This is a genomic window from Serinicoccus chungangensis (genome assembly GCF_001483745.1).
GTDB classification, from domain to species: Bacteria; Actinomycetota; Actinomycetes; order Actinomycetales; family Dermatophilaceae; genus Ornithinicoccus; species Ornithinicoccus chungangensis_A.
Genome location: NZ_LQBL01000003.1, coordinates 53,223 through 72,317 on the forward strand (window position 1 = coordinate 53,223; position 19,095 = coordinate 72,317).

The window sequence follows — 19,095 nt, forward strand, 5'->3', positions numbered from 1 at the left end:
GTCTGGGTCGGTGCCCGCCCGTCCCGCCCGCCGACCCGTCGGCACCGTGACCCGTGGGACGACCAACCCCAACCGGCTGCGCAAGGTCGACCGGTGGATGGGGTACGCCCTGGGCGGCCTCCTGCGCGCCGCGCCGGAGCCGCCCGTCGTCGTCGACCTGGGCTTCGGCGCCTCGCCCGTCACGGTGCTGGAGCTGGCGGCGCGGCTGCGCCAGGTCCGCTCCGACGTGCGGCTGGTCGGGGTGGAGATCGACCCGGAGCGGGTCGAGCGGGGTCGCCCGCTGGCCGACCCTCCGGGGGTGGACTTCGCGCTCGGTGGCTTCGAGGTGCCGCTGCCCCGGGCGCTGGGGGCGGACGCGCGACCGACGGTGGTGCGGGCGTTCAACGTGCTGCGCCAGTATGCCGAGGACGAGGTCGCGCCGGCGTGGGCCCGGGTGACGCAGCGGCTGGCCCCGGGGGGCACGCTCGTGGAGGGCACCTGCGACGAGCTGGGCCGGCTGGCGAGCTGGGTCGAGGTGCGTCGTGGTCCGGACGGGGGTCCGACGCCGGTGTCCCTGACCCTGTCGCTGCGGCTGGCCGGCCTCGGGTCGCCCTCGGTGGTCGCCGAGCGGCTGCCCAAGGTGCTCATCCACCGCAACGTCCCCGGCGAGCCGGTCCACGCCTTCCTCGGGGCGCTGGACGCGGCCTGGGACCGGTCGGCGCCGATGGGCAGCTACGGCGCCCGCCAGCGGTTCGTGGCCACCGCCCGCACCCTGCGCGAGGAGGGTTGGCCGGTGAGCGGCGGGGTCGCCCGCTGGCGCCTGGGCGAGCTCACCGTCGCCTGGCCCGCCGTCGCCCCCACCTCGACGACCTCCACGACCTCCACGACCTCCGCCCCCGCACCGGACGCGCGCTAGGCATACACAGGACGCGTGCCAGGCATACACCGGACGCGCGCTCGGCATACACCGGACGCGTGCTCGGCAGACACCGGACGCGCGCTAGGCATACACAGGACGCGTGCTCGGCAGACACCGGACGCGTGCTCGGCAGACACCGGACGTCGCCCGCCGCCGACAGGCTGCGCCCAGCCAGGCGGCGTAGGGTGGGTCCATGCCAGCCATCTACGAGGCACAGAACCTGCTGCAGGTCGTCGTGGGCGTCGCGGTCTTCGGGATGATGCTGTGGGCGCTCATCGACTGCGCCCGCACCCGGGCCGACGCGTTCGCCGCCGCGGGCAAGCGCACCAAGCAGTTCTGGCTGCTCCTCACCGGCGGCGCGGCGCTCATCGGCTTCATCTTCATGTTCAGCCCGTTCTCGATCTTCAACGTCATCGCCGTGGTCGCCGCCGCGGTTTACCTGGCGGACGTCCGCCCGGCCGTCAAGTCGGTCCAGGGGCACGGCGGGTCGTCCAGCCACATGGGTCCCTACGGCCCCTGGTGACCCCCCCGGTGTCGGGGGTATGCCCGGAGTCGCCTGAGCACGCGTCCGGAGTCGCCTGAGCACACGTCCGGTGCGGACTGAGCACGCGTCCGGTGCGGACTGAGCACGCGTCCGGTGCGGTGGGGGCGGTGACGGGCCCTGGGTCGAGCGGTCAGGTGGCGAATCGCAGACGGTCAGGTGTCGACGATCAGCGTGAACGGGCCGTCGTTGACGAGCTCCACCTCCATCATCGCGCCGAAGCGACCGGTCGCGACCTCGACGCCCCGGTCCCGCAGCGCGGCCACGACCGCCTCGACCAGGGGCTCGGCCACCGGGCCCGGGGCCGCATCGCCCCAGGAGGGGCGCCGTCCCTTGCGGGTGCTGCCGTAGAGGGTGAACTGGCTGACCACCAGCACCGGCGCGCCCCTCTCCAGCACTGAGCGCTCCTCCCTCAGGATGCGCAGCTCGGCGATCTTGCGGGCCATCGTCCCCGCGTCGTCCGGGCCGTCCTCGTGGGTGGCGGCGACCAGCGCGACCAGACCCGGCCGGGTGATCTCACCGACCACCTCGCCGTCGACGCGGACCGCCGCCCGGGTGGCCCGCTGCAGCACCGCCCGCACTAGCCCGCCCCCGGCCGGCCGGCACCGGGCCGCAGCACCCGCGACAGCATCAGCCCGCCCCGGGCAGCACGGCGCGCACCGCGCCGACCCGCTCGCCGTGCCCGCGCACCACCGCGCGCGCGTCCAGGGCGTCCATCGTGTCCGACGCGCCCGGCCCGAGCTCGTGCGCCCCGGCCCGGCGCAGGGCGGCGGTCGCGACGACCACCCGCGCCCGCTCCCCGCCGTCGGTGATCTTGACCGACAGGCCGCGGCCGTCCGCGAGGCCCACCGCGTAGACCGACTCCGCGCCGTCCTTGGCGATGAGGCCGGGCACCGCCCCGATGAGTTCGGTGACGTCCCGGCCCGTCCCCCCGAGGAACTCCGGGTGGCTGCGGATCGCGTCGGCGACCCGCCCCTCCTCGGTCGACGCGTCGGCCGCGGCGATGCGCCCGAACGCCCGGGCCAGCCCGAGCGAGGACACCCCCAGCGCGGGCGCGCCGCACCCGTCCACGGTCGAGACCTCGACGGGCTCGCCGGTCAGCTCCTCGACCACCTCGACCACGAGCCGCTGCAGGGGGTGCTCGGGGTCGAGGTAGGTGGCGGTGTCCCACCCCGCCGCCACGCAGGCCGCGAGCATGCCGCTGTGCTTGCCCGAGCAATTCTGGGCCAGCGAGGTCGCGGGGCTCCCCTCCCGCACCCAGCGCCGCCGCTCGTCCTCGTCGAACGGCAGGTCGGGGGTGTTGCGCAGCGCCGACTCGTCCAGCCCCACCGAGGCGAGGATCCGCCGGGCCCCGTCGAGGTGGCGCTCCTCCCCCGAGTGGCTGGCGCAGGCGAGCGCCAGGAGCTCCCCGTCCAGCGCGGCGCCGGCACGCAGCATGGCGACCGCCTGGAGGGGCTTGAGCGAGGAGCGCGGCAGGACGGGAGCCCCGACCGGCCCGAGCGCGAGCTCCGGCGAGCCGCCCGGGCCGGTCAGCGCGACGACGCCGTGGTGCACCGACTCGACGAAGCCGTTGCGCACCACCTCGGCGACGACCGGCGCGGACGCCAGCGGTGAGTCGGACGCCTGCGGGAGCTGGGGTTCCATGGGCCAGATCCTGCCAGCCGCGCCCGCGGCCCCCGCACCCCGGGACGCGCGGGGGTGCCCTCGCTCAGCCGCCGACGACCACCGTCTGGGCGGCGGACGCGCCGTCGGCGAGCAACGTCATACCGGGGTCGAGGTTGCGCTTGACCAGCGCCAGGGCGATCGGTCCGTCCTCGGCGTGCCGGGCCACCGTGGTGAGCCGGCCGACCGCGCGACCCCCCTCCAGCGGGGTCAGGTCGGTCCCCGGCTCGGGGATGACGTGCCCCGAGCCGTCGAGGTGCAGGAACACGACCCGCCGGGGCGGGCGTCCGAGGTTCTTGACCCGGGCGACCGTCTCCTGGCCCCGGTAGCAGCCCTTGTGCAGGTGGACGGCGGTGCGCAGCCAGTCCAGCTCGTGCGGGATCGTGCGGTGGTCGGTGTCCACGCCGGCCCGGGGACGCCAGGCGGCCACCCGCAGCGCCTCCGCCGCCCAGGTGCCGGCGAGCGGCCGGTCCCCCACCGCGGCCGCGAGCTCGGCGCAGGGAACGACGAGCTCGCGCCAGGCGCGACCGTGGCCCGGGTGCTCCTCCCCCTCGGGGCCGTAGCAGAAGGTGTCGCCGACCGGCCCCGGCCAGGGGTCCACCCAGGCGACCGGCTCGCCCGGCGCCGACTCGCGGGCGACCGGCTCGCCGAGCACGGCATACGCCTCGCTGACGTCGGCGACCTCCACCCGGAGCATGAACCGCATCGAGTCCAGCCAGCCGGCCACCGCCGCAGCCGCACCCGGCTCGGTGGTGATCCACGTGGTCGTGCCGTCGTCGACGACGTGCAGGGCGTGCTCGACGTGCCCCTTGGGCGAGAGGACGAGCGTCTCGGCGGACTGCCGGGCGGGCAGGTCGACCAGCTGCTGGGTGGTCAGCGAGTGCAGCCAGCTCAGCCGGTCCGCACCGGTGACCGTGACCACGCCGCGGTGGGAGAGGTCGACGACCGCCAGCCCCTCCGCCAGCAGCCGTTGCTCGCGGTGCGGGTTGCCGTAGTGCGCCGCCACCCCGGCGTCGACCCCGGTGCCGTCCACGGCGCCGGGCCGCTGCAGCAGCACGCTCATCGTCTCTCCTCGCGTCGTGGATCCGGGCCGGTCACCGGCACCACGGTACGCGCCTGTCGTCACGGAGAACATGCAGGCTGCGGGCATACAATCCGGCCCATGCCGGCTCACGACACCTCCCGCCACCGCGAGGACGCCCCCACCCGCGACCGTGGACCGCGCCACCCGGTGCGCGCCCTCGTCGTCGGGGTGGGCCTGCTGGCGCTCGTGGGGGTGCTCGCCCTGGGCGGCTACGCGTTCTTCCTCCAGCGGACCGTCGAGGGCAACATCGAGCGGGAGGACCTCAACGCCGACGACAACTCGGTCGTGACCATCTCCCCGGACCGCTTCGGCTCCACGCAGCCCGGTGACGACGAGGCCGGCGCCGAGGACGGCGGGTCGGTCGACCTCGACGGGGCGGTCGAGACCGACGGCGGGCCCGGCGAGGAGCAGCTCGAGGACGAGGCGGCCGCCCCCATCGTGGGTGAGGACGGTGAGCAGATCGAGGTGCTCCAGAGCGAGTTCGTGGCCACCAGCCCCGAGCGGCCGGCGGAGGCCGGGGACGCGATGAACTTCCTCATCATCGGCTCGGACAGCCGCGACCTGTCCGTGGAGCGCGGCCGCTCGGACGTCATCGTGCTCATGCACATCAACGACGAGCGGGACCGGGTCGACCTCGTGCACTTCCCGCGCGACCTCTTCGTGCCGATCGCGGGGACCGGAGGCTCGTCCAAGATCAACGCCGCCTACTCCTACGGCGGCGCACCGCTGCTCGTCCAGACCCTGCAGCCGCTCATCGACGTGCCGATCGACCACGTCGTCATCGTCAACTTCGAGAGCTTCCGCGCGATGACCGACGCCATCGGCGGGGTCGACGTCGAGGTCGCCGAGGCCTCGCCCGGCTTCCCCGAGGGCGTCATGCACATGGACGGCGCGACCGGGCTGGAGTTCGTCCGGGAGCGGTATGCCCTGTCGCAGGGCGACATCTCCCGCGGGCAGCGCCAGCAGGCCTTCATCCAGGGGATCATGACCGAGGCGCTCTCCCGGGAGACGCTGACGAACCCGGCACGGCTCTCGCGGTTCGTCGACGCGGCGACGACGAACCTCACGGTGGACGCGGACCTGCAGGTGGGCGACATGCGCGACCTGGGCTTCGCCATGCGCGGCGTGCGCGGCGACGACATCCACTTCGAGACCGCGCCGTGGAGCGGCATCGCCGACCACCCGGTGGCCGGCTCCATCGTCATCATGGCCGACGAGCAGATGCAGGTGCTGTCCGAGCACCTCAAGAACGACACCATGGAGGACTACTCCGACCCGGTGTCCCCGAGGTCCGGTTTCGGCGGCTGAGTCCCTACCATGGTCGGGTGCCCATCGAACTCGACCCGACCATGCACCCGGACAACGCCCCCCTCGCCTGGCTGCTCGGCACCTGGGCCGGTGCGGGCGTCGTCGGCTACCCGACGATGACGTCCCGCAACTTCGGCCAGGAGGTCGAGGTGACCCACGACGGCCGTCCGTTCCTGCACTGGACCTCACGCACCTGGCTCCTCGACGAGCAGGGCGAGAAGCAGGAGGTCTTCGCCGTCGAGAGCGGCTACTGGCGTCCGCAACCGGACGGCGACGTCGAGCTGCTCCTCGCCCACCCGACCGGCGTCGTCGAGATGTACTACGGCAAGAGCGGCCAGGCCAAGGTCGAGGTCGCCACCGACAGCATCGTGCGCAGCCCCAGCTCTCCGGAGTATGCCGCGGCGCAGCGGCTCTACGGCTACGTCAACGGCAACCTCATGTGGGTCATGGACATGGCCGCGCACGGGCACGAGATGCAGTCCTACATGTCGGCCGAGCTCCGGCGGGTCTGAGGCGGCTCAGCCGGGGAAGGACGAGGGCAGGAAGGCCAGGCCCACGAGGTAGGGCGTGACCCCCACGACGAGCACCGACAGGATGCCCGTCACCAGGCGCGGGCGTGAGTGCGCCAGCGTGGGCAGCCCCACCAGCACGGCCCGCAGCGCGTGGCTCACCGCCCCGGCCGCCACGCCGAGCAGCACCCAGGTCTCCCACGGCGCCCCGAGCGAGAGCGCGACGCCCAGCGAGGCCGCGGCCCCGCCGGCCATGGCCAGCGCCAGCAGCCACCCGCCCACCGCCCGCCAGCGGACCGCCAGGTCCGTCACCGAGGACGCGGCGGACGCGGCGAGGGCGCCCAGGAGCAGGCCGATGCCCCCGGCGGTGTGGCTCGCGGGCACCATGAGGATCCCGCAGCCCACCAGGGCCAGCCCGAGCACCACCGCGCTGACCGACTGCACCACCCGGGGCCGGCCGTCGCGGCGCAGGATCTGGTGCAGGAAGGCGGTGATCATCGCCAGCGCCAGCGCCGCAGGGACCCACTCCAGCCACGGCTCCTCCTGACGGACGCCCACCGAGACCACGAGCGCGAGCCCCCCGATGAGGAGCACCGCGGCGGTGCCGCGCGGCGAGGGCAGCCCCAGGGTGCCCGACCAGCCCCAGGCGACCACCACGGCGCACACCCCCAGGGTCACCGCCAGCAGCCAGGGCGCGGCCACCGCCGACACCGCCAGCAGCCCGGCCACGGCGCACGCCACCACCGCCAGCGCCCCCACCAGTCCTGGCGTGGGGGCATCGGCGACCCGCGCGCTGGAGGTGGGGTGCGGCATACCTCCATCTTGCCGCACCCGTCCTGGTGGAGGCCGCAGGCGGGCCGACTCCTTATCCTGGGTCCGTGGCCGACCTGGTCCTGCTCACCCCCCGCCCCGCCGAGGACACCTCGGCGGGCCTCGTGCTGCCCGGCCTGGCCCTGCTGCCGCACCGGGTCTCGGTCCTCGGCATGGACGTCGGCACCCTCGTCAGCCGCGGCGACCCGGACCTCGTCCTCGTGGACGCGACCGCCGACCTGGTGCAGGCCCGCGGCGTGCTGCGCTCCCTGTCCGCGCTCGGTCTGGGGGTGCCGGTGGTGGCCGTCGTCGGCGAGGGCGCGCTCGCGGTCCTCGACGACCAGTGGCCGATGGACGACCTGGTCACCGCCACCGCCAGCCCGGCCGAGCTGTCCGCCAGGCTGCGGCTGGCCCTGGGGCGCGGCCCGCGGGAGGCGGGACCGGCGCCGGACCCCGCCCACGGGGCCGGGGGTCCGGAGGAGCCGGAGGCCATCCGGGTCGCCGACGTCGTCGTGGACGAGGCCAGCTGGACGGTGCGGGCCGGCGGCCGGGCGCTGGACCTGACGTTCAAGGAGTTCGAGCTGCTGCGCTACCTCGTCCAGCACCCGGGCCGGGTCGTCACCCGGGACATCCTGCTCCAGCAGGTCTGGGGCGGTGACTACTACGGCGGCACGCGGACCGTGGACGTCCACATCCGCCGGCTGCGCGCCAAGCTCGGGCCGGAGCGGGAGTCGCTCATCGGGACGATCCGCGGCGTCGGCTACCGCTTCACCGGGGCACGCACCACCGAGCGCTGATCTGCGTGCCAGACTGACCCCCATGCCTGGAGATCGCCCCCAGCCCGACATCGACGAGCTCCCTGCACTGCCCGGCCGGGTGTCCGGCGACGTGCTGGCCCTGGCCGTGCGGGCCGCGGGCCACGACGGCGTCAGACCGCTGTCCGAGCAGACCGTGCTGCAGGCGCGCCGGCTGCCGGAGAGCAGCGCCAGCCACGAGACGGGGGTCCACCTCGTGGTGCGGGACGGGGCGCAGGGGCCGGTCATCGGCTACGGCCACGTCGGCACCAGCGACCCGCAGGCCCCGTCCGCCGAGCTCGTCGTCGACCCCGAGCAGCGCCGCCGCGGGGTGGGCGGGGCCCTCCTCGACCACGTGCTGCGGCGGTGGCCGCAGGTCCGGCTCTGGAGCCACGGGGACCTGCAGGACGCGCGCACGCTCTACGCCTCCCGCGGGCTGCGGGTCGTCCGCGAGCTCTGGCAGATGGCCCGGCCGCTGGCCGGCGAGTGGGCCGACCTGCCCGACCACGTGGAGCTGCCCGAGGGCTTCGCCGTGCGTGCCTACCGGGTCGGCGCCGACGACGAGGCCTGGCTCGCGGTCAACGCGCGGGCCTTCGCCGACCACGCCGAGCAGGGGCGCACGAGCCTGGCCGACCTCCAGGACCGCCAGCACGAGCCGTGGTTCGACCCCTCGGGCTTCCTCGTCGTGGAGGACACCACCGAGGTCGACCCGGACGGACGCGCCCGGATGGCGGCCTTCCACTGGACCAAGGTCGAGACCGACCACCCGGAGACGGGCGAGGTCTACGTCGTCGGGGTGGACCCCGACTACCAGGGCCGGGGGCTCGGCACCGCGGTGACGCTGCTCGGTCTGCAGCACCTGCGCGCGTGCGGGGTGCAGGAGGCCACGCTCTACGTCGACGGGGACAACGCGCCGGCGATCGCGACCTACCAGCGCCTCGGCTTCGAGCGCTCCGCGGTCGACGTCATGTATGCCGCGGGGGACGCGGAGGCATGAGCAGCGCCGGTCCGCCGGTGGTGCGCGCCGGCGGGGTGCTGCCGGTGCGCGTCCGCAAGGGAGGGCTGCAGGTCGCCCTCGTGCACCGCCCGCGCTACGACGACTGGTCCTGGCCCAAGGGCAAGCTGGAGCGCGGGGAGGACTACCCGGTCGCGGCCGTGCGCGAGACCTGGGAGGAGACCGGGCTGCAGGTGCGGCTGGGCGCGCCGCTGCCGGTCTCGCGCTACCGGTTGGCCGGTGGGTCGGACAAGGTCGTGCACTACTGGGTGGGCGAGGTCGTCGGCGGCCGGGGGTCGCTGGAGCACGAGGTCGACGAGGTGCGCTGGCTCTCGCCGACCCTGGCCGGCCGTCGCCTGAGCTACGACCGGGACCGAGAGCAGCTGGCGGCCGTCGTGGACCTGCACGAGGCCGGGAGGCTCCCGACGTGGACCTTCCTCGTGGTGCGCCACGCCCTGGCCGTCCCCCGGGGCGACTGGTCCGGCCCGGACCCGCTGCGTCCGCTCACCGGACCCGGGCGCCGCCGATCGGCGCACCGGCTCGCGGACCTGCTGACGGCATACCGGCCGGAGCGGCTGCTCAGCAGCCCCTCGGTGCGCTGCACCGACACCCTCGCCCCGTTCGCGCGATCGGCCAAGCTGGACGTCACGACGAAGAAGGGGCTGTCGGAGGAGGGCTTCGAGAGCGACCCCGGCACGCTGCGCAAACACCTCGGGCGGGTGCTGGAGAAGGGGGTCTCGACCGCACTGTGCACCCACGGGCCGCTGCTGCCGGACCTGGTAGGCGTGCTGCTCGAGCGGACCGCGCCGGGCATGGAGCGGTCGGAGGTGCGGGTGCTGCGGCGCCTCACGCAGGTGACGATGGACAAGGGCGAGGTCCTGGCCTGCACCATGACGGGCTCCGGAGCGGGCGCCCGGGTGCTCTCGGCGACGAGGTACCGGCCCCGCTGAGCCGCCGGCGACCCGCGTTGGTCACGGTCCGGGCGCCCGAGCCGCCAGCACAAAGTGGACGAGCAACCAGCCGACGAGGGGGGTGTGTGCGTGCCGGGCCGGGAGCGCCTCTCGGCGCGTGGCCGCTCGAAGCGGCGTGTGTTGGAGCCCGGGGCTGCCGCGGCCCGGCACGCACCTTCCCACGGTACGCCTCCGCCCGGGGTTCCCCAAACCTGCACCGGACGCGCGCTCCATACGCACCGAACTCGTCGTCGGAACGCACCGGACGCACGTTGCGGACCCGAAGGGAGGACGACGAGGTAGGCACCGTGCCTCGCGCGCTCGCCGACCCGCTCCCCCGGTCCGGCCGCCTTCACCGGACGTCTACGACGCGTCCGGTGCGCTCGGAGGACGCGTCCTGTGCACTCCGAAGACACGTCCGGTGCACTCCGAGTACGCGTCCGGTGCGTGCTGAACACACGTCCGGTGCAGAGGGGGCGGGTCAGGGCGGGTCAGGGTGGGTCAGTCCGGTCAGGGTGGGTCAGTGCAGGTCGCCGAGGCGCCACAGGCCGGCGCAGGCCGCGAGGTCGTCGGCGGTGTCGCGCAGGCGCGCGGCCCGCGTCACCTGCTCGGAGGGTATGTCGTCGTCCCCCGGGTCGGCGAGCCCGACCGCCATGACGTGGCAGAAGGCGCTGGCGCGCTCGAGGGCGATCGCGAGGTCGCCGGTGAAGACGCCCCCGAGGACCTGCTCGGTGAGGCGGCGCAGGGCGTCCGGGTCGGGGGGCTCGGCGACCCCCGCGATGGCGTGGTAGACCTCCGTGTGCCCGGACCCGGCGACGAACCGGCGACCGACCTCCTCGGGCTGGCGCAGCACCCACTCGTGCAGGAGGTAGATGCGCCAGAGCGCCCCGGGCAGGCTGCGGGCCGGCCGGTCCGACCACAGCTGGGCCACCGTGGCCAGCCCCACCTCGCCGACCAGGCCGACCAGGCGGGAGGCCAGCTCGCTGTCCTGGGCCGACTCGGCGCGGCCCCGGCCCACGACCAGCTCGGCGCTGCGGTGGGCCGCCTCGGCGACCTCGAGCGGGTCGACCTGCTCGGAGGCGTCCTCGAGGCGGTCCGGGGGCCGCAGCGTGGGCCGGTGGAAGCGGCGGCGCGGCTCCTCCCCGCTCATCGCCGCACCACCACCACGCTGTCCGGGCCGAGCCGCAGCTGCCCGGCTGCCGGCTCCCCCGCCGTCGCCGGGAAGGCCGCGACGAGGTCCACCCCCGCCGGCCGCGCCGCGTGGTCTCCGCCCGGCGGCGGCACGGCGACCTCGCCCTCGCCGCCCAGCCGCGCCACCAGCGCCACCCCGGGGCGCGTGACGGTGAGGACCTCCCCACCGGTGCCGTCCGGCTTCCGGGTCACCTCTCCGACGGTCCCGCGCATCTGAGCCGGGGTGTCGCGGCGCCAGTGCAGCAGGGCGCGGTAGAACGCCAGCATCTCGGCGTGCTCACCCTCGTCCACCTCCGCCCAACGCAGGGTAGAGGCCGTCACCGTCCCGGTGTCCTGCGGGTCGGGCACCTCCCCGGCCCAGCCGTGCTCGGCGAACTCCGCCTGGCGCCCCTCGCGGATCGACTGCGCCAGCCACTCCTCCTCGTGGTCGGTGAAGTACTGCCACGGCGTCGAGGCGCCCCACTCCTCACCCATGAAGAGCATCGGCGTCCAGGGCGCGGTGAGCAGCAGCGCCGCCCCGACCGCGTGCCGCCCGGCCGGTATGCCGTGGTGCAGCCGGTCCCCGACCGCCCGGTTGCCGACCTGGTCGTGGGTCTGCAGCGAGGCGACGAAGCGCCACGGCTCGGTGACCTCGAGGTGGACGGGGCGCCCGTGCACCCGCCCCCGGAAGGTCGACAGGGTGCCGTCGTGGAAGAACGGCGTGCGGCCCAGCACCTTGGGGACGGCCCCCGGGTCGGCGAAGTCGCCGTAGTAGCCCTGGGACTCCCCCGAGAGCAGCACGTGCAGCGCGTGGTGCACGTCGTCGGCCCACTGGCCGTGCAGCCCGAGACCGCCCGCACCGCCCGGCCCGCGCCGCGCGACGGTCGCGGGGTCGTTGCGGTCGGACTCGGCGACCAGCGAGCGCGGCACGCCGGTGCGCCCGGTGATGTCGTCGGCGAGCGCGGCCAGCTCCTCCAGGACGTGCACGGCCCGCTCGTCGTGCAGCGCGTGCACGGCGTCCAGCCGGAGCCCGTCGAGGTGGTAGTCCTCCAGCCACATCCGGGCGTTGTCGAGCAGGTAGGCCCGCACCTCGTCGCTGCCCGGCCCGTCGAGGTTGACCGCCTCGCCCCAGGGGGTGTGGTGCCGGTCGGTGAAGTAGGGCCCGGTCTGCCGCAGGTAGTTGCCGCTCGGACCCAGGTGGTTGTAGACGACGTCGAGCCACACCGCGAGGCCGGCGGCGTGGGCGGCGTCGACGAAGCGGGCCAGTCCCTGCGGCCCGCCGTAGGCGTCGTGCACGGCATACAGGGCGACGCCGTCGTAGCCCCACCCGTGCCGACCGGGGAAGGCGGCCACGGGCATGAGCTCGACGACGCTCACCCCCAGCTCGACGAGGTGGCCGAGCCGCTCGGCGGCGGCGTCGAAGGTGCCCGCCTCGGTGAAGGTCCCGACGTGCAGCTCGTAGACGGCCGCCCGCTCCAGCGGTACCCCGCGCCAGCCCTGGTCGGTCCAGGGGAAGGCGCCGGTGTCGACCAGCGCGCTGGCGGCGTGGACGCCGTCCGGCTGGTGCCGGGAGCGCGGGTCGGGCACCGGGTCACCGCCGTCGACGGCGAAGGCGTAGCGGCCGCCGTGCGCGGCGACGTCGGCGGTGACCGACCACCAGCCGTCCCCCGACGCGGTGCCGGCACCACCACCGGAGGAGCCGGACGGCGCCATCGCCACCCGCTCGCCCCCGGTCGCACCGAGCACCAGCTCGACCTGCTCGGCGTCGGGCGCCCACAGGCGCACCTGCTGCGCGCTCATCGGCCACCCTCCCGCAGGTCGGCGGCCCGCACCAGCAGCGCGACCGGGCCGTGGTCGAAGACGTCGGCGGCGAGCGGGCCGTCCGCGTCCTCCCGGACCGGGTGCTCGGCACCGGTGAGCGCGTCGACCCACAGGTCCGGCGGAAGTGGTATGCGCTGTCCCCCGAGACCACCGGCCGCACCCAGCGCGCGGGGCGCCCGGATGGTGAGGGTCGCCGCCACCCCGCCCCGCAGGAAGCCGAGCACGTGCTCGCCGGCGTCGACGGGGACGTAGTCGGCACCGGGGCCGTAGGCGTGCGGGAGCCAGGAGCGCAGGCGCAGCACCCGCGAGGTCACCCAGAGCACCTCGTCGGACAGGTCGCCCGTCCAGCCGGTGGCGTCCAGGCGCTCCAGCCGCTGGATGCGCTCGTCGTAGTCGACCGGCCGCCGGTTGTCCGGGTCGACGAGGGACAGGTCCACCACGCCGGAGCCCTGGTAGGTGTCCGGGACCCCGGGCAGGGTGAGCTGCAGGATCTTCTGCGCCAGGGTGAGGGTGCGGATCGTCGGGGCGTTGTCGCGGACGGCGGACGCGATGGCCTCGGAGACGTCTCCCCCGCCGAGCATCTCGCGGGCGAGCGCGAGCACCCGCTCCTCGTAGTCCTCGTCCGGCTCGGTCCACGTCGAGCGCACCTTGGCCTCGCGCACCGCCTTGGTGAGGTAGGCGTCCAGCCGCTCGGTGTCGACCCGGCCGGCCCCGACGAGGGTCTGCCACACGAGGTGCGCGGTCTCGCCGTCGACCCCGTGGCGTCCCGCGGCCTCGAGCGTCCGCCGGGAGATCGCCTCCCACGCCTCGCCGTCACCGGAGACGGCCAGGATGCGGGCGCGGACGTCCTCGCTGCGCTTGGTGTCGTGGGTGGACAGGGTCGTCATGCCGACGGGCCAGTGCTCGGCCTGGTGGCGGGCCCAGGCGTGCAGCGTGGCCACCCCGTGGGCGGGGTCGAGCCCCACGGCGGGGTCGGCGCCCACCTCGTTGAGCGCCACGAGTCGGTGCCAGCGGTAGAACGCGGTGTCCTCGATGCCCTTGGCCATGACCGGGCCGGTGGTCTGCTGGAAGCGCACGCACAGGTCGGTCGCGGCCGCCGGGTCGGTGGCGCACCCCTGCGGGTCGGCGAGGACGTCGGCGAGCGCGTCGATCTCCGCGCGCAGCTCGGGCCGGGCCGCGCGGGCGCGCTCCTGCCCGTCCAGCAGGGGCCGGACCATGGCCTCGTCGGCCTCGGTCGGGGCGGCCCCGGGCCGGACGTAGGCGCGGTAGACGTGCACCGAGACCAGCAGCTCGACCAGGGCCTCGCGCAGCCGGTCCTCGTCGTGCCGGGGCAGCGCCTGCACCGCCCGCCGCATGAGCCGGGCCACCTCGGGGCGCAGGAGCTCGGTGGCCGCGAGCCGCTTGCAGCGCTCGACCTCCACGTGCAGGTCGGGCTCGCCCCCGGTCCGCGCCCACGTGGCGCTGACGACGTCGGTGGTCGTGGGGTCGACGAGAGCGGCGGACAGGGCCGCGTTGGCGTCGTAGCCGGTCGTGCCCGCGCACGCCCACACCTCCGGCAGCCGCTCGTCCCCCTCGAGGATCTTCTCCACCCAGACGGGGGTGCCCTCCTGCACGGCGTCGCTGAGCATCTGCAGGTATGCCGTGGGGTCGGCCAGCCCGTCGGGGTGGTCGATGCGGAAGCCGTCGACGACGCCGCGGCGGTGCAGGTCGAGGAGCAGCTCGTGGGTGTCGGCGAAGACGTCGGGCTGCTCGACCCGGACGCCGATGAGCCCGTCGACCTCGAAGAAGCGGCGGTAGTTGAGCACGTCGGCGGCGTCGAGCCAGGACGCGAGCAGCCAGCGCTGGGCGTCCAGCACGGCGCGCACCGCGGCCGGCGAGCCCGGACCCTCGGGGTGCTCGTGGGCCAGCCGCTCGGTGCCCGGGGCGAGCGGCAGCACGTGCTCGAAGTAGCGGGCGACGGGCTGGCCGGCGGCCGGGCCCTCGTCGTCGCGACCGGTGTCCAGGGTGATCTCGCCGCGCGCGAGCACCGCGTCGAGGTCCTCCCCCAGGACGGGCAGGCCGAACCGGCCGCCGAGGTGGTCCCAGTCGACGTCGAACCAGGCGGCCCGCGCGGCGGTCGGCCCGTCGCGCAGCACCTCCCAGACCGGCAGGTTGCGCCACAGCGGGGCGACGAGCGCCATGTGGTTGGGGACGACGTCCACGACCACCCCCAGGCCGAGGTCGTGCGCGGCGTCGGCGAGCGCCACGAGCCCGGCGCGCCCGCCGATCTCGGGGTTGACCTGCGTGTGGTCGAGCACGTCGTACCCGTGCTCCGAGCCCGGGACGGCGGTGAGCACGGGCGAGAGGTACACGTGGCTGACCCCGAGCGCCCGCAGGTAGGGCAGGACCTCCTGCGCGTCGGCGCAGGTGAACCCGGCGTGCAGCTGCAGGCGGTAGGTGGCGGTCAGGGGACGCGGCGTGGATGCTGTCATGACCCGCCCAGTCTCTCACCCGCGCGCCCGGGGCGGGCCCTGGTCGGCACCCCGCACGGTATGCGGTGCGCCGCGGCCCGGGTCGCACGTCCTGCGGCCCCCGCCGCCCCGCTCCGGCGGGTGCTGGCGCCCGCGGCGGGAATGGGTGAGGCGCCGGGGCCGGCCGTAGAATCTTCAGGGTGTCTGCCCTCTCCCGACCTGACCTGCGCGCCCTGGCGCAGGAGCGCATCCTCGTCCTGGACGGCGGGTACGGCACCCTGCTGCAGCAGCAGGGGCTGGAGGAGGAGGACTTCCACCGGCCGGCGCAGGACCCCGCGTGGGAGCCGCTGCGCGAGGTCACCCTCAAGGGCAACTTCGACCTGCTCGCGCTGACCCGCCCCGAGGTCCTCGCGCAGGTGCACCGGGCCTACCTCGAGGCCGGGGCCGACCTGCTCACGACCAACACCTTCACCTCGACGACCATCGCCCAGGCCGACTACGAGGCCGGCCACCTGGCGCACGCGATGAACGTGGCGTCCGCGCGGGTCGCCCGGGAGGTCGCGGACGCCGTGGAGGCCGAGACCGGCCGGCCGCGCTGGGTGGTCGGGACGCTCGGGCCGACCAACCGGACCGCGTCCCTGTCGCCCGACGTGGAGCGCCCCGAGTTCCGCGCGATCACCTACGACCAGCTGCGCGAGGCCTACGCCGAGCAGGTCGACGGGCTGCTCGAGGGCGGCGCGGACGTGCTCATGGTGGAGACCGTCTTCGACACCCTCAACGCCAAGGCCGCCCTGCACGCCGTCGGCGACGTGCTGGACGCCCGGGAGGCGCAGGGCCACGCCCGGGTCCCGGTCATGCTCTCCGGCACCATCACCGACGCCTCCGGGCGCACCCTGTCCGGTCAGACCCCGGAGGCCTTCGCGGTCTCCACCGAGCACGTCGACCTGGCCTCCGTCGGCCTCAACTGCGCCCTCGGCGCCGAGGAGATGCGCCCGCACCTGCGCGAGCTCGGCGGCGCCAGCACCGCCCTCACCTCGGTGCACCCCAACGCCGGGCTGCCCAACGCCTTCGGCGGCTACGACGACACCCCCGAGGACATGGCCGAGGTCCTGGGCGACATGGCCCGGGAGGGCCTGGTCAACATCGTCGGCGGCTGCTGCGGCACCACCCCGGAGCACATCCGGGCCATCGCCGAGGCCGTCGACGGGGTCGCGCCGCGTCGCGCGCCCGGGCCCACGGCATACCTGCGGACCTCCGGGCTCGAGGCGTTCACCCTCACCCCGGACGTCAACTTCGTCAACGTCGGCGAGCGCACCAACCTCACCGGCAGCCCGAAGTTCGCGAGGGCCGTCCGGGAGGGCGACTGGGACGCCGCGGTGGCCATCGCCCGCCAGCAGGTCGACGCCGGCGCCCAGATCGTGGACGTCAACGTCGACGAGGGCATGCTCGACGGCCCGGAGACGATGACGCACTTCCTCAACCTCCTGGCCGGCGAGCCGGACGTCGCCCGGGTGCCGGTGATGATCGACTCCTCCCGCTGGGAGGTGCTGGAGGCCGGGCTGCGCTGCATCCAGGGCAAGGGCGTCGTCAACAGCCTCTCGCTCAAGGACGGGGAGGCCGAGTTCCTCCGGCGGGCTGCCGCGGTGCGCCGCTACGGCGCGGCCGTCGTCGTCATGGCCTTCGACGAGACCGGCCAGGCCGACACCTACCAGCGCCGCATCGAGGTCTGCCGCCGCGCCTACGACCTGCTGACGACGCCGAGCGCGGGGCTGCCCGACCCCTTCCCGGCGCACGACATCATCTTCGACCCCAACATCCTCACCGTCGCCACCGGCATGAGCGAGCACGACCGCTACGCCCTCGACTTCATCGAGGCCACCCGGTGGATCAAGGAGAACCTGCCCGGCGCCCTGGTCTCCGGCGGCGTCTCCAACGTCTCCTTCTCCTTCCGCGGCAACAACGTCGTCCGTGAGGCGATGCACTCGGTCTTCCTCTTCCACGCCATCGGGGCCGGGCTCGACATGGGCATCGTCAACGCCGGGATGCTGGGGGTCTACGCCGACCTCGACCCCGAGCTGCGGGACGCGGTGGAGGACGTCGTCCTCGCCCGACGCGAGGACGCCACCGAGCGGCTCATCGAGCTGGCCGAGCGGATCAAGGCCGAGAGCGAGGGGGCCGCGCCGGGTGAGCGCTCGGCCGCCGCCGCGGCCAAGCTGGCGTGGCGCGATGCCCCGGTCGCCGAACGGCTGCGGCACGCCCTCGTCCAGGGCATCGACACGTATGCCGTGGAGGACGCCGAGGAGGCCTACCAGGAGCTGGGCAGCCCGCTCGCGGTCATCGAGGGTCCGCTCATGGCCGGCATGGACGTCGTCGGGGACCTCTTCGGCGCCGGCAAGATGTTCCTCCCCCAGGTGGTGAAGTCGGCCCGGGTCATGAAGAAGGCGGTGGCCCACCTCACGCCCTACCTCGAGGCGGCGGCCGCCGAGAGCGGTGGGCACAGCAAGGGCCGGGTCGTCATGGCCACGGTCAAGGGCGACGTGCACGACATCGGCAAGAACATCGTGGGCGTGGTGCTCGGGTGCAACGGCTACGAGGTCACCGACCTCGGGGTCATGGTCCCCGCGGAGAAGATCCTGGCCACCGCCGACGAGCTCGGCGCCGAGGTCATCGGGGTCTCCGGGCTCATCACGCCCAGCCTGGACGAGATGGTCTCCCTGGCCACCGAGATGCAGCGCCGCGGCCTCACCACCCCGCTGCTCATCGGCGGGGCCACGACCTCCCCCGCCCACACCGCGGTGAAGATCGACCCCGCCTACGAGGGCACCGTCGTGCACGTCGTCGACGCCTCCCGGGCGGTCGGGGTCGTCGCGGACGCCATCCACCACGAGGAGAAGCTGCGCGACCGGGTGGCCGGGTCCTACGCCGAGCTGCGCGAGCGGCACGGGGCCAAGGACGTGCGGCTCGTGCCGCTGGAGGAGGCGCGGGCCAGCACCCGGGCGGTGGCCGAGCCGGTGCCGGCGACCCCGCGGCTGCTCGGCACCCGGGTGGTCGAGCCGACCCTCGCCGAGCTCGTCGAGATCGTCGACTGGACACCCTTCTTCACCGCCTGGGAGCTGCGCGGGTCCTACCCCCGCATCCTCGAGGACCCCAAGGTCGGCACGCAGGCGCGGGCCACGTGGGAGGACGGGCAGCGCTGGCTGGGGCGGGTCGTCGACGAGGGGCTCTTCACCCCCCGTGGCGTGGTGGGTCTGTGGCCCGCGCGGCGGTCCGCCGACGGCGACGACATCGTGCTGGACACGGCACCGGACGCGCCGGAGAGCTCGACGGTGACCCTGCACACCCTCCGGCAGCAGAAGGAACGACGCCAGGGCGGGTATGCCGCGCTCGCCGACTTCGTGGCGCCCGAGGGCGACCACGTGGGGGCGTTCGCGGTGTCGATCCACGGGGCGGACACCCTCGCGGCGCGGCTGCGCGACGAGGAGCACGACGACTACGGCGCGATCATGGTGCAGGTCCTGGCCGACCGGCTGGCCGAGGCGTTCGCCGAGTGGGTGCACCGGGAGGTGCGCACCGACCTATGGGGCTACGCGCCGGAGGAGGACCTCGCGCCGCACGACCTCATCAGGGAGCGCTACGACGGCATCCGCCCGGCCCCGGGCTACCCGGCCCAGCCGGACCACACCGAGAAGTTCACCCTGTGGTCGCTGCTGGACGCGCAGGAGCAGGCGGGCATGACGCTCACCGAGCACGGGGCGATGAGCCCGAACAGCGCGGTCTCCGGCCTGATCCTGGGGCACCCGGAGTCGCGCTACTTCTCGGTCGGGCGGATCGGCGGCGACCAGGTCGAGGACTACGCCCGGCGCAAGGGCTGGGACGTCGTCACCGCCGAGCGCTGGCTGGGACCGTTGCTCCACTGACCGGGGGACCGCCGCCCCACCGACCGGGACGACGACCCCCGGGAGCGGCGGTGAGCCGGCGCACGGCATACCTCATTCCCGCTCCCACCGCATCGTGACCTGACCGTTGTCTACGTAACGTTCCTGTCACGAAGCGGCCCAGGGCCCGTCCAGAACCTGCGCTGCGGGAGGCGACGTTGCTACGTTC

At 74.8% G+C, this 19,095-nt stretch carries 15 protein-coding genes; 8 read left to right on the forward strand and 7 right to left on the reverse strand.

The features are described from left to right. Window positions 1-10 precede the first annotated feature (10 nt). The gene (locus tag AVL62_RS01885) at window positions 11-895 is read left to right on the forward strand and encodes a class I SAM-dependent methyltransferase (protein ID WP_058889997.1); all 885 of its coding nucleotides are present in this window, start codon (window positions 11-13) and stop codon (window positions 893-895) included. Between the two features lie 196 nt (window positions 896-1,091). Next, a complete protein-coding gene (locus AVL62_RS01890) occupies window positions 1,092-1,421 on the forward strand; it encodes a DUF2516 family protein (protein ID WP_058889998.1) in 330 nt (109 codons plus the stop codon). A 173-nt stretch (window positions 1,422-1,594) separates the two neighbouring features. Here the strand turns inward: AVL62_RS01890 and dtd are convergent, their stop codons facing one another. From dtd to AVL62_RS01905, 3 genes are all read right to left on the reverse strand, one after another. After that, window positions 1,595-2,020: a D-aminoacyl-tRNA deacylase gene (dtd, locus tag AVL62_RS01895; RefSeq protein WP_058889999.1), complete on the reverse strand. Its 426-nt coding sequence runs from the start codon at window positions 2,018-2,020 to the stop codon at window positions 1,595-1,597. A 49-nt stretch (window positions 2,021-2,069) separates the two neighbouring features. Further along, window positions 2,070-3,083, reverse strand: a complete 1,014-nt coding sequence (locus tag AVL62_RS01900) for an asparaginase (protein ID WP_058890000.1) — start codon at window positions 3,081-3,083, stop codon at window positions 2,070-2,072. A gap of 64 nt (window positions 3,084-3,147) precedes the next feature. Beyond that, a complete protein-coding gene (locus tag AVL62_RS01905; RefSeq protein ID WP_058890001.1) occupies window positions 3,148-4,164 on the reverse strand; it encodes a YgfZ/GcvT domain-containing protein in 1,017 nt (338 codons plus the stop codon). Window positions 4,165-4,263: 99 nt separating this feature from the next. Here AVL62_RS01905 and AVL62_RS17695 point away from each other — a divergent pair, with 99 nt between their 5' ends. Both AVL62_RS17695 and AVL62_RS01915 read left to right on the forward strand, forming a co-directional pair. Continuing rightward, complete coding sequence (locus AVL62_RS17695; RefSeq protein WP_058890002.1) at window positions 4,264-5,493, forward strand: LCP family protein; 1,230 nt, start codon at window positions 4,264-4,266, stop codon at window positions 5,491-5,493. Between the two features lie 17 nt (window positions 5,494-5,510). Then, window positions 5,511-6,005 (forward strand): FABP family protein, encoded by a 495-nt coding sequence (locus tag AVL62_RS01915; protein WP_083518595.1) that lies wholly within the window; start codon window positions 5,511-5,513, stop codon window positions 6,003-6,005. A gap of 6 nt (window positions 6,006-6,011) precedes the next feature. On the opposite strand, the gene AVL62_RS01920 is transcribed toward AVL62_RS01915, so the two are convergent. Next, window positions 6,012-6,815, reverse strand: coding sequence for a hypothetical protein (locus tag AVL62_RS01920; RefSeq protein WP_058890003.1), 804 nt, complete (start codon window positions 6,813-6,815; stop codon window positions 6,012-6,014). Window positions 6,816-6,880: 65 nt separating this feature from the next. Here AVL62_RS01920 and AVL62_RS01925 point away from each other — a divergent pair, with 65 nt between their 5' ends. The 3 genes from AVL62_RS01925 to AVL62_RS01935 are packed head-to-tail and all read left to right on the forward strand — an operon-like array spanning window position 6,881 to window position 9,550. Continuing rightward, entirely contained in the window at window positions 6,881-7,609 is a 729-nt protein-coding gene (locus AVL62_RS01925; RefSeq protein ID WP_058890004.1) for a winged helix-turn-helix transcriptional regulator, read from the forward strand. Between the two features lie 22 nt (window positions 7,610-7,631). Then, window positions 7,632-8,603, forward strand: coding sequence for a mycothiol synthase (mshD, locus tag AVL62_RS01930; protein WP_083518596.1), 972 nt, complete (start codon window positions 7,632-7,634; stop codon window positions 8,601-8,603). Beyond that, complete coding sequence (locus AVL62_RS01935) at window positions 8,600-9,550, forward strand: NUDIX hydrolase (protein WP_058890006.1); 951 nt, start codon at window positions 8,600-8,602, stop codon at window positions 9,548-9,550. Before mshD ends, AVL62_RS01935 begins: the two co-directional genes overlap by 4 nt. A 520-nt stretch (window positions 9,551-10,070) precedes the next feature. Here AVL62_RS01935 and AVL62_RS01940 read toward each other — a convergent pair. Genes AVL62_RS01940 through treY form a run of 3 tightly spaced genes read right to left on the reverse strand, consistent with a single transcriptional unit; the run spans window position 10,071 to window position 15,012 of the window. Then, window positions 10,071-10,700 carry a hypothetical protein gene (locus AVL62_RS01940; protein ID WP_058890007.1) on the reverse strand — a complete coding sequence of 210 codons (630 nt, stop codon included), beginning with the start codon at window positions 10,698-10,700 and terminating at the stop codon, window positions 10,071-10,073. Beyond that, the gene (gene treZ, locus AVL62_RS01945; RefSeq protein ID WP_058890008.1) at window positions 10,697-12,520 is read right to left on the reverse strand and encodes a malto-oligosyltrehalose trehalohydrolase; all 1,824 of its coding nucleotides are present in this window, start codon (window positions 12,518-12,520) and stop codon (window positions 10,697-10,699) included. The genes AVL62_RS01940 and treZ overlap by 4 nt, the downstream gene beginning before the upstream one ends. Further along, entirely contained in the window at window positions 12,517-15,012 is a 2,496-nt protein-coding gene (treY, locus tag AVL62_RS01950) for a malto-oligosyltrehalose synthase (protein WP_058890009.1), read from the reverse strand. Before treY ends, treZ begins: the two co-directional genes overlap by 4 nt. 179 nt (window positions 15,013-15,191) lie before the next feature. Between treY and metH the strand changes: the two genes are divergently transcribed. Then, complete coding sequence (metH, locus tag AVL62_RS01955; protein WP_058890010.1) at window positions 15,192-18,908, forward strand: methionine synthase; 3,717 nt, start codon at window positions 15,192-15,194, stop codon at window positions 18,906-18,908. Window positions 18,909-19,095: the final 187 nt, after the last annotated feature.

Coding starts and splice junctions, on each gene's coding strand:
- AVL62_RS01890 (WP_058889998.1), top strand. CDS start 1,092: ATGCCAGCCATCTACGAGGCACAGAACCTGCTGCAGGTCGTCGTGGGC.
- AVL62_RS01900 (WP_058890000.1), bottom strand. CDS start 3,083: ATGGAACCCCAGCTCCCGCAGGCGTCCGACTCACCGCTGGCGTCCGCG.
- AVL62_RS01905 (WP_058890001.1), bottom strand. CDS start 4,164: ATGAGCGTGCTGCTGCAGCGGCCCGGCGCCGTGGACGGCACCGGGGTC.
- AVL62_RS17695 (WP_058890002.1), top strand. CDS start 4,264: ATGCCGGCTCACGACACCTCCCGCCACCGCGAGGACGCCCCCACCCGC.
- AVL62_RS01920 (WP_058890003.1), bottom strand. CDS start 6,815: ATGCCGCACCCCACCTCCAGCGCGCGGGTCGCCGATGCCCCCACGCCA.
- mshD (WP_083518596.1), top strand. CDS start 7,632: ATGCCTGGAGATCGCCCCCAGCCCGACATCGACGAGCTCCCTGCACTG.
- AVL62_RS01935 (WP_058890006.1), top strand. CDS start 8,600: ATGAGCAGCGCCGGTCCGCCGGTGGTGCGCGCCGGCGGGGTGCTGCCG.
- AVL62_RS01940 (WP_058890007.1), bottom strand. CDS start 10,700: ATGAGCGGGGAGGAGCCGCGCCGCCGCTTCCACCGGCCCACGCTGCGG.
- treZ (WP_058890008.1), bottom strand. CDS start 12,520: ATGAGCGCGCAGCAGGTGCGCCTGTGGGCGCCCGACGCCGAGCAGGTC.
- treY (WP_058890009.1), bottom strand. CDS start 15,012: ATGACAGCATCCACGCCGCGTCCCCTGACCGCCACCTACCGCCTGCAG.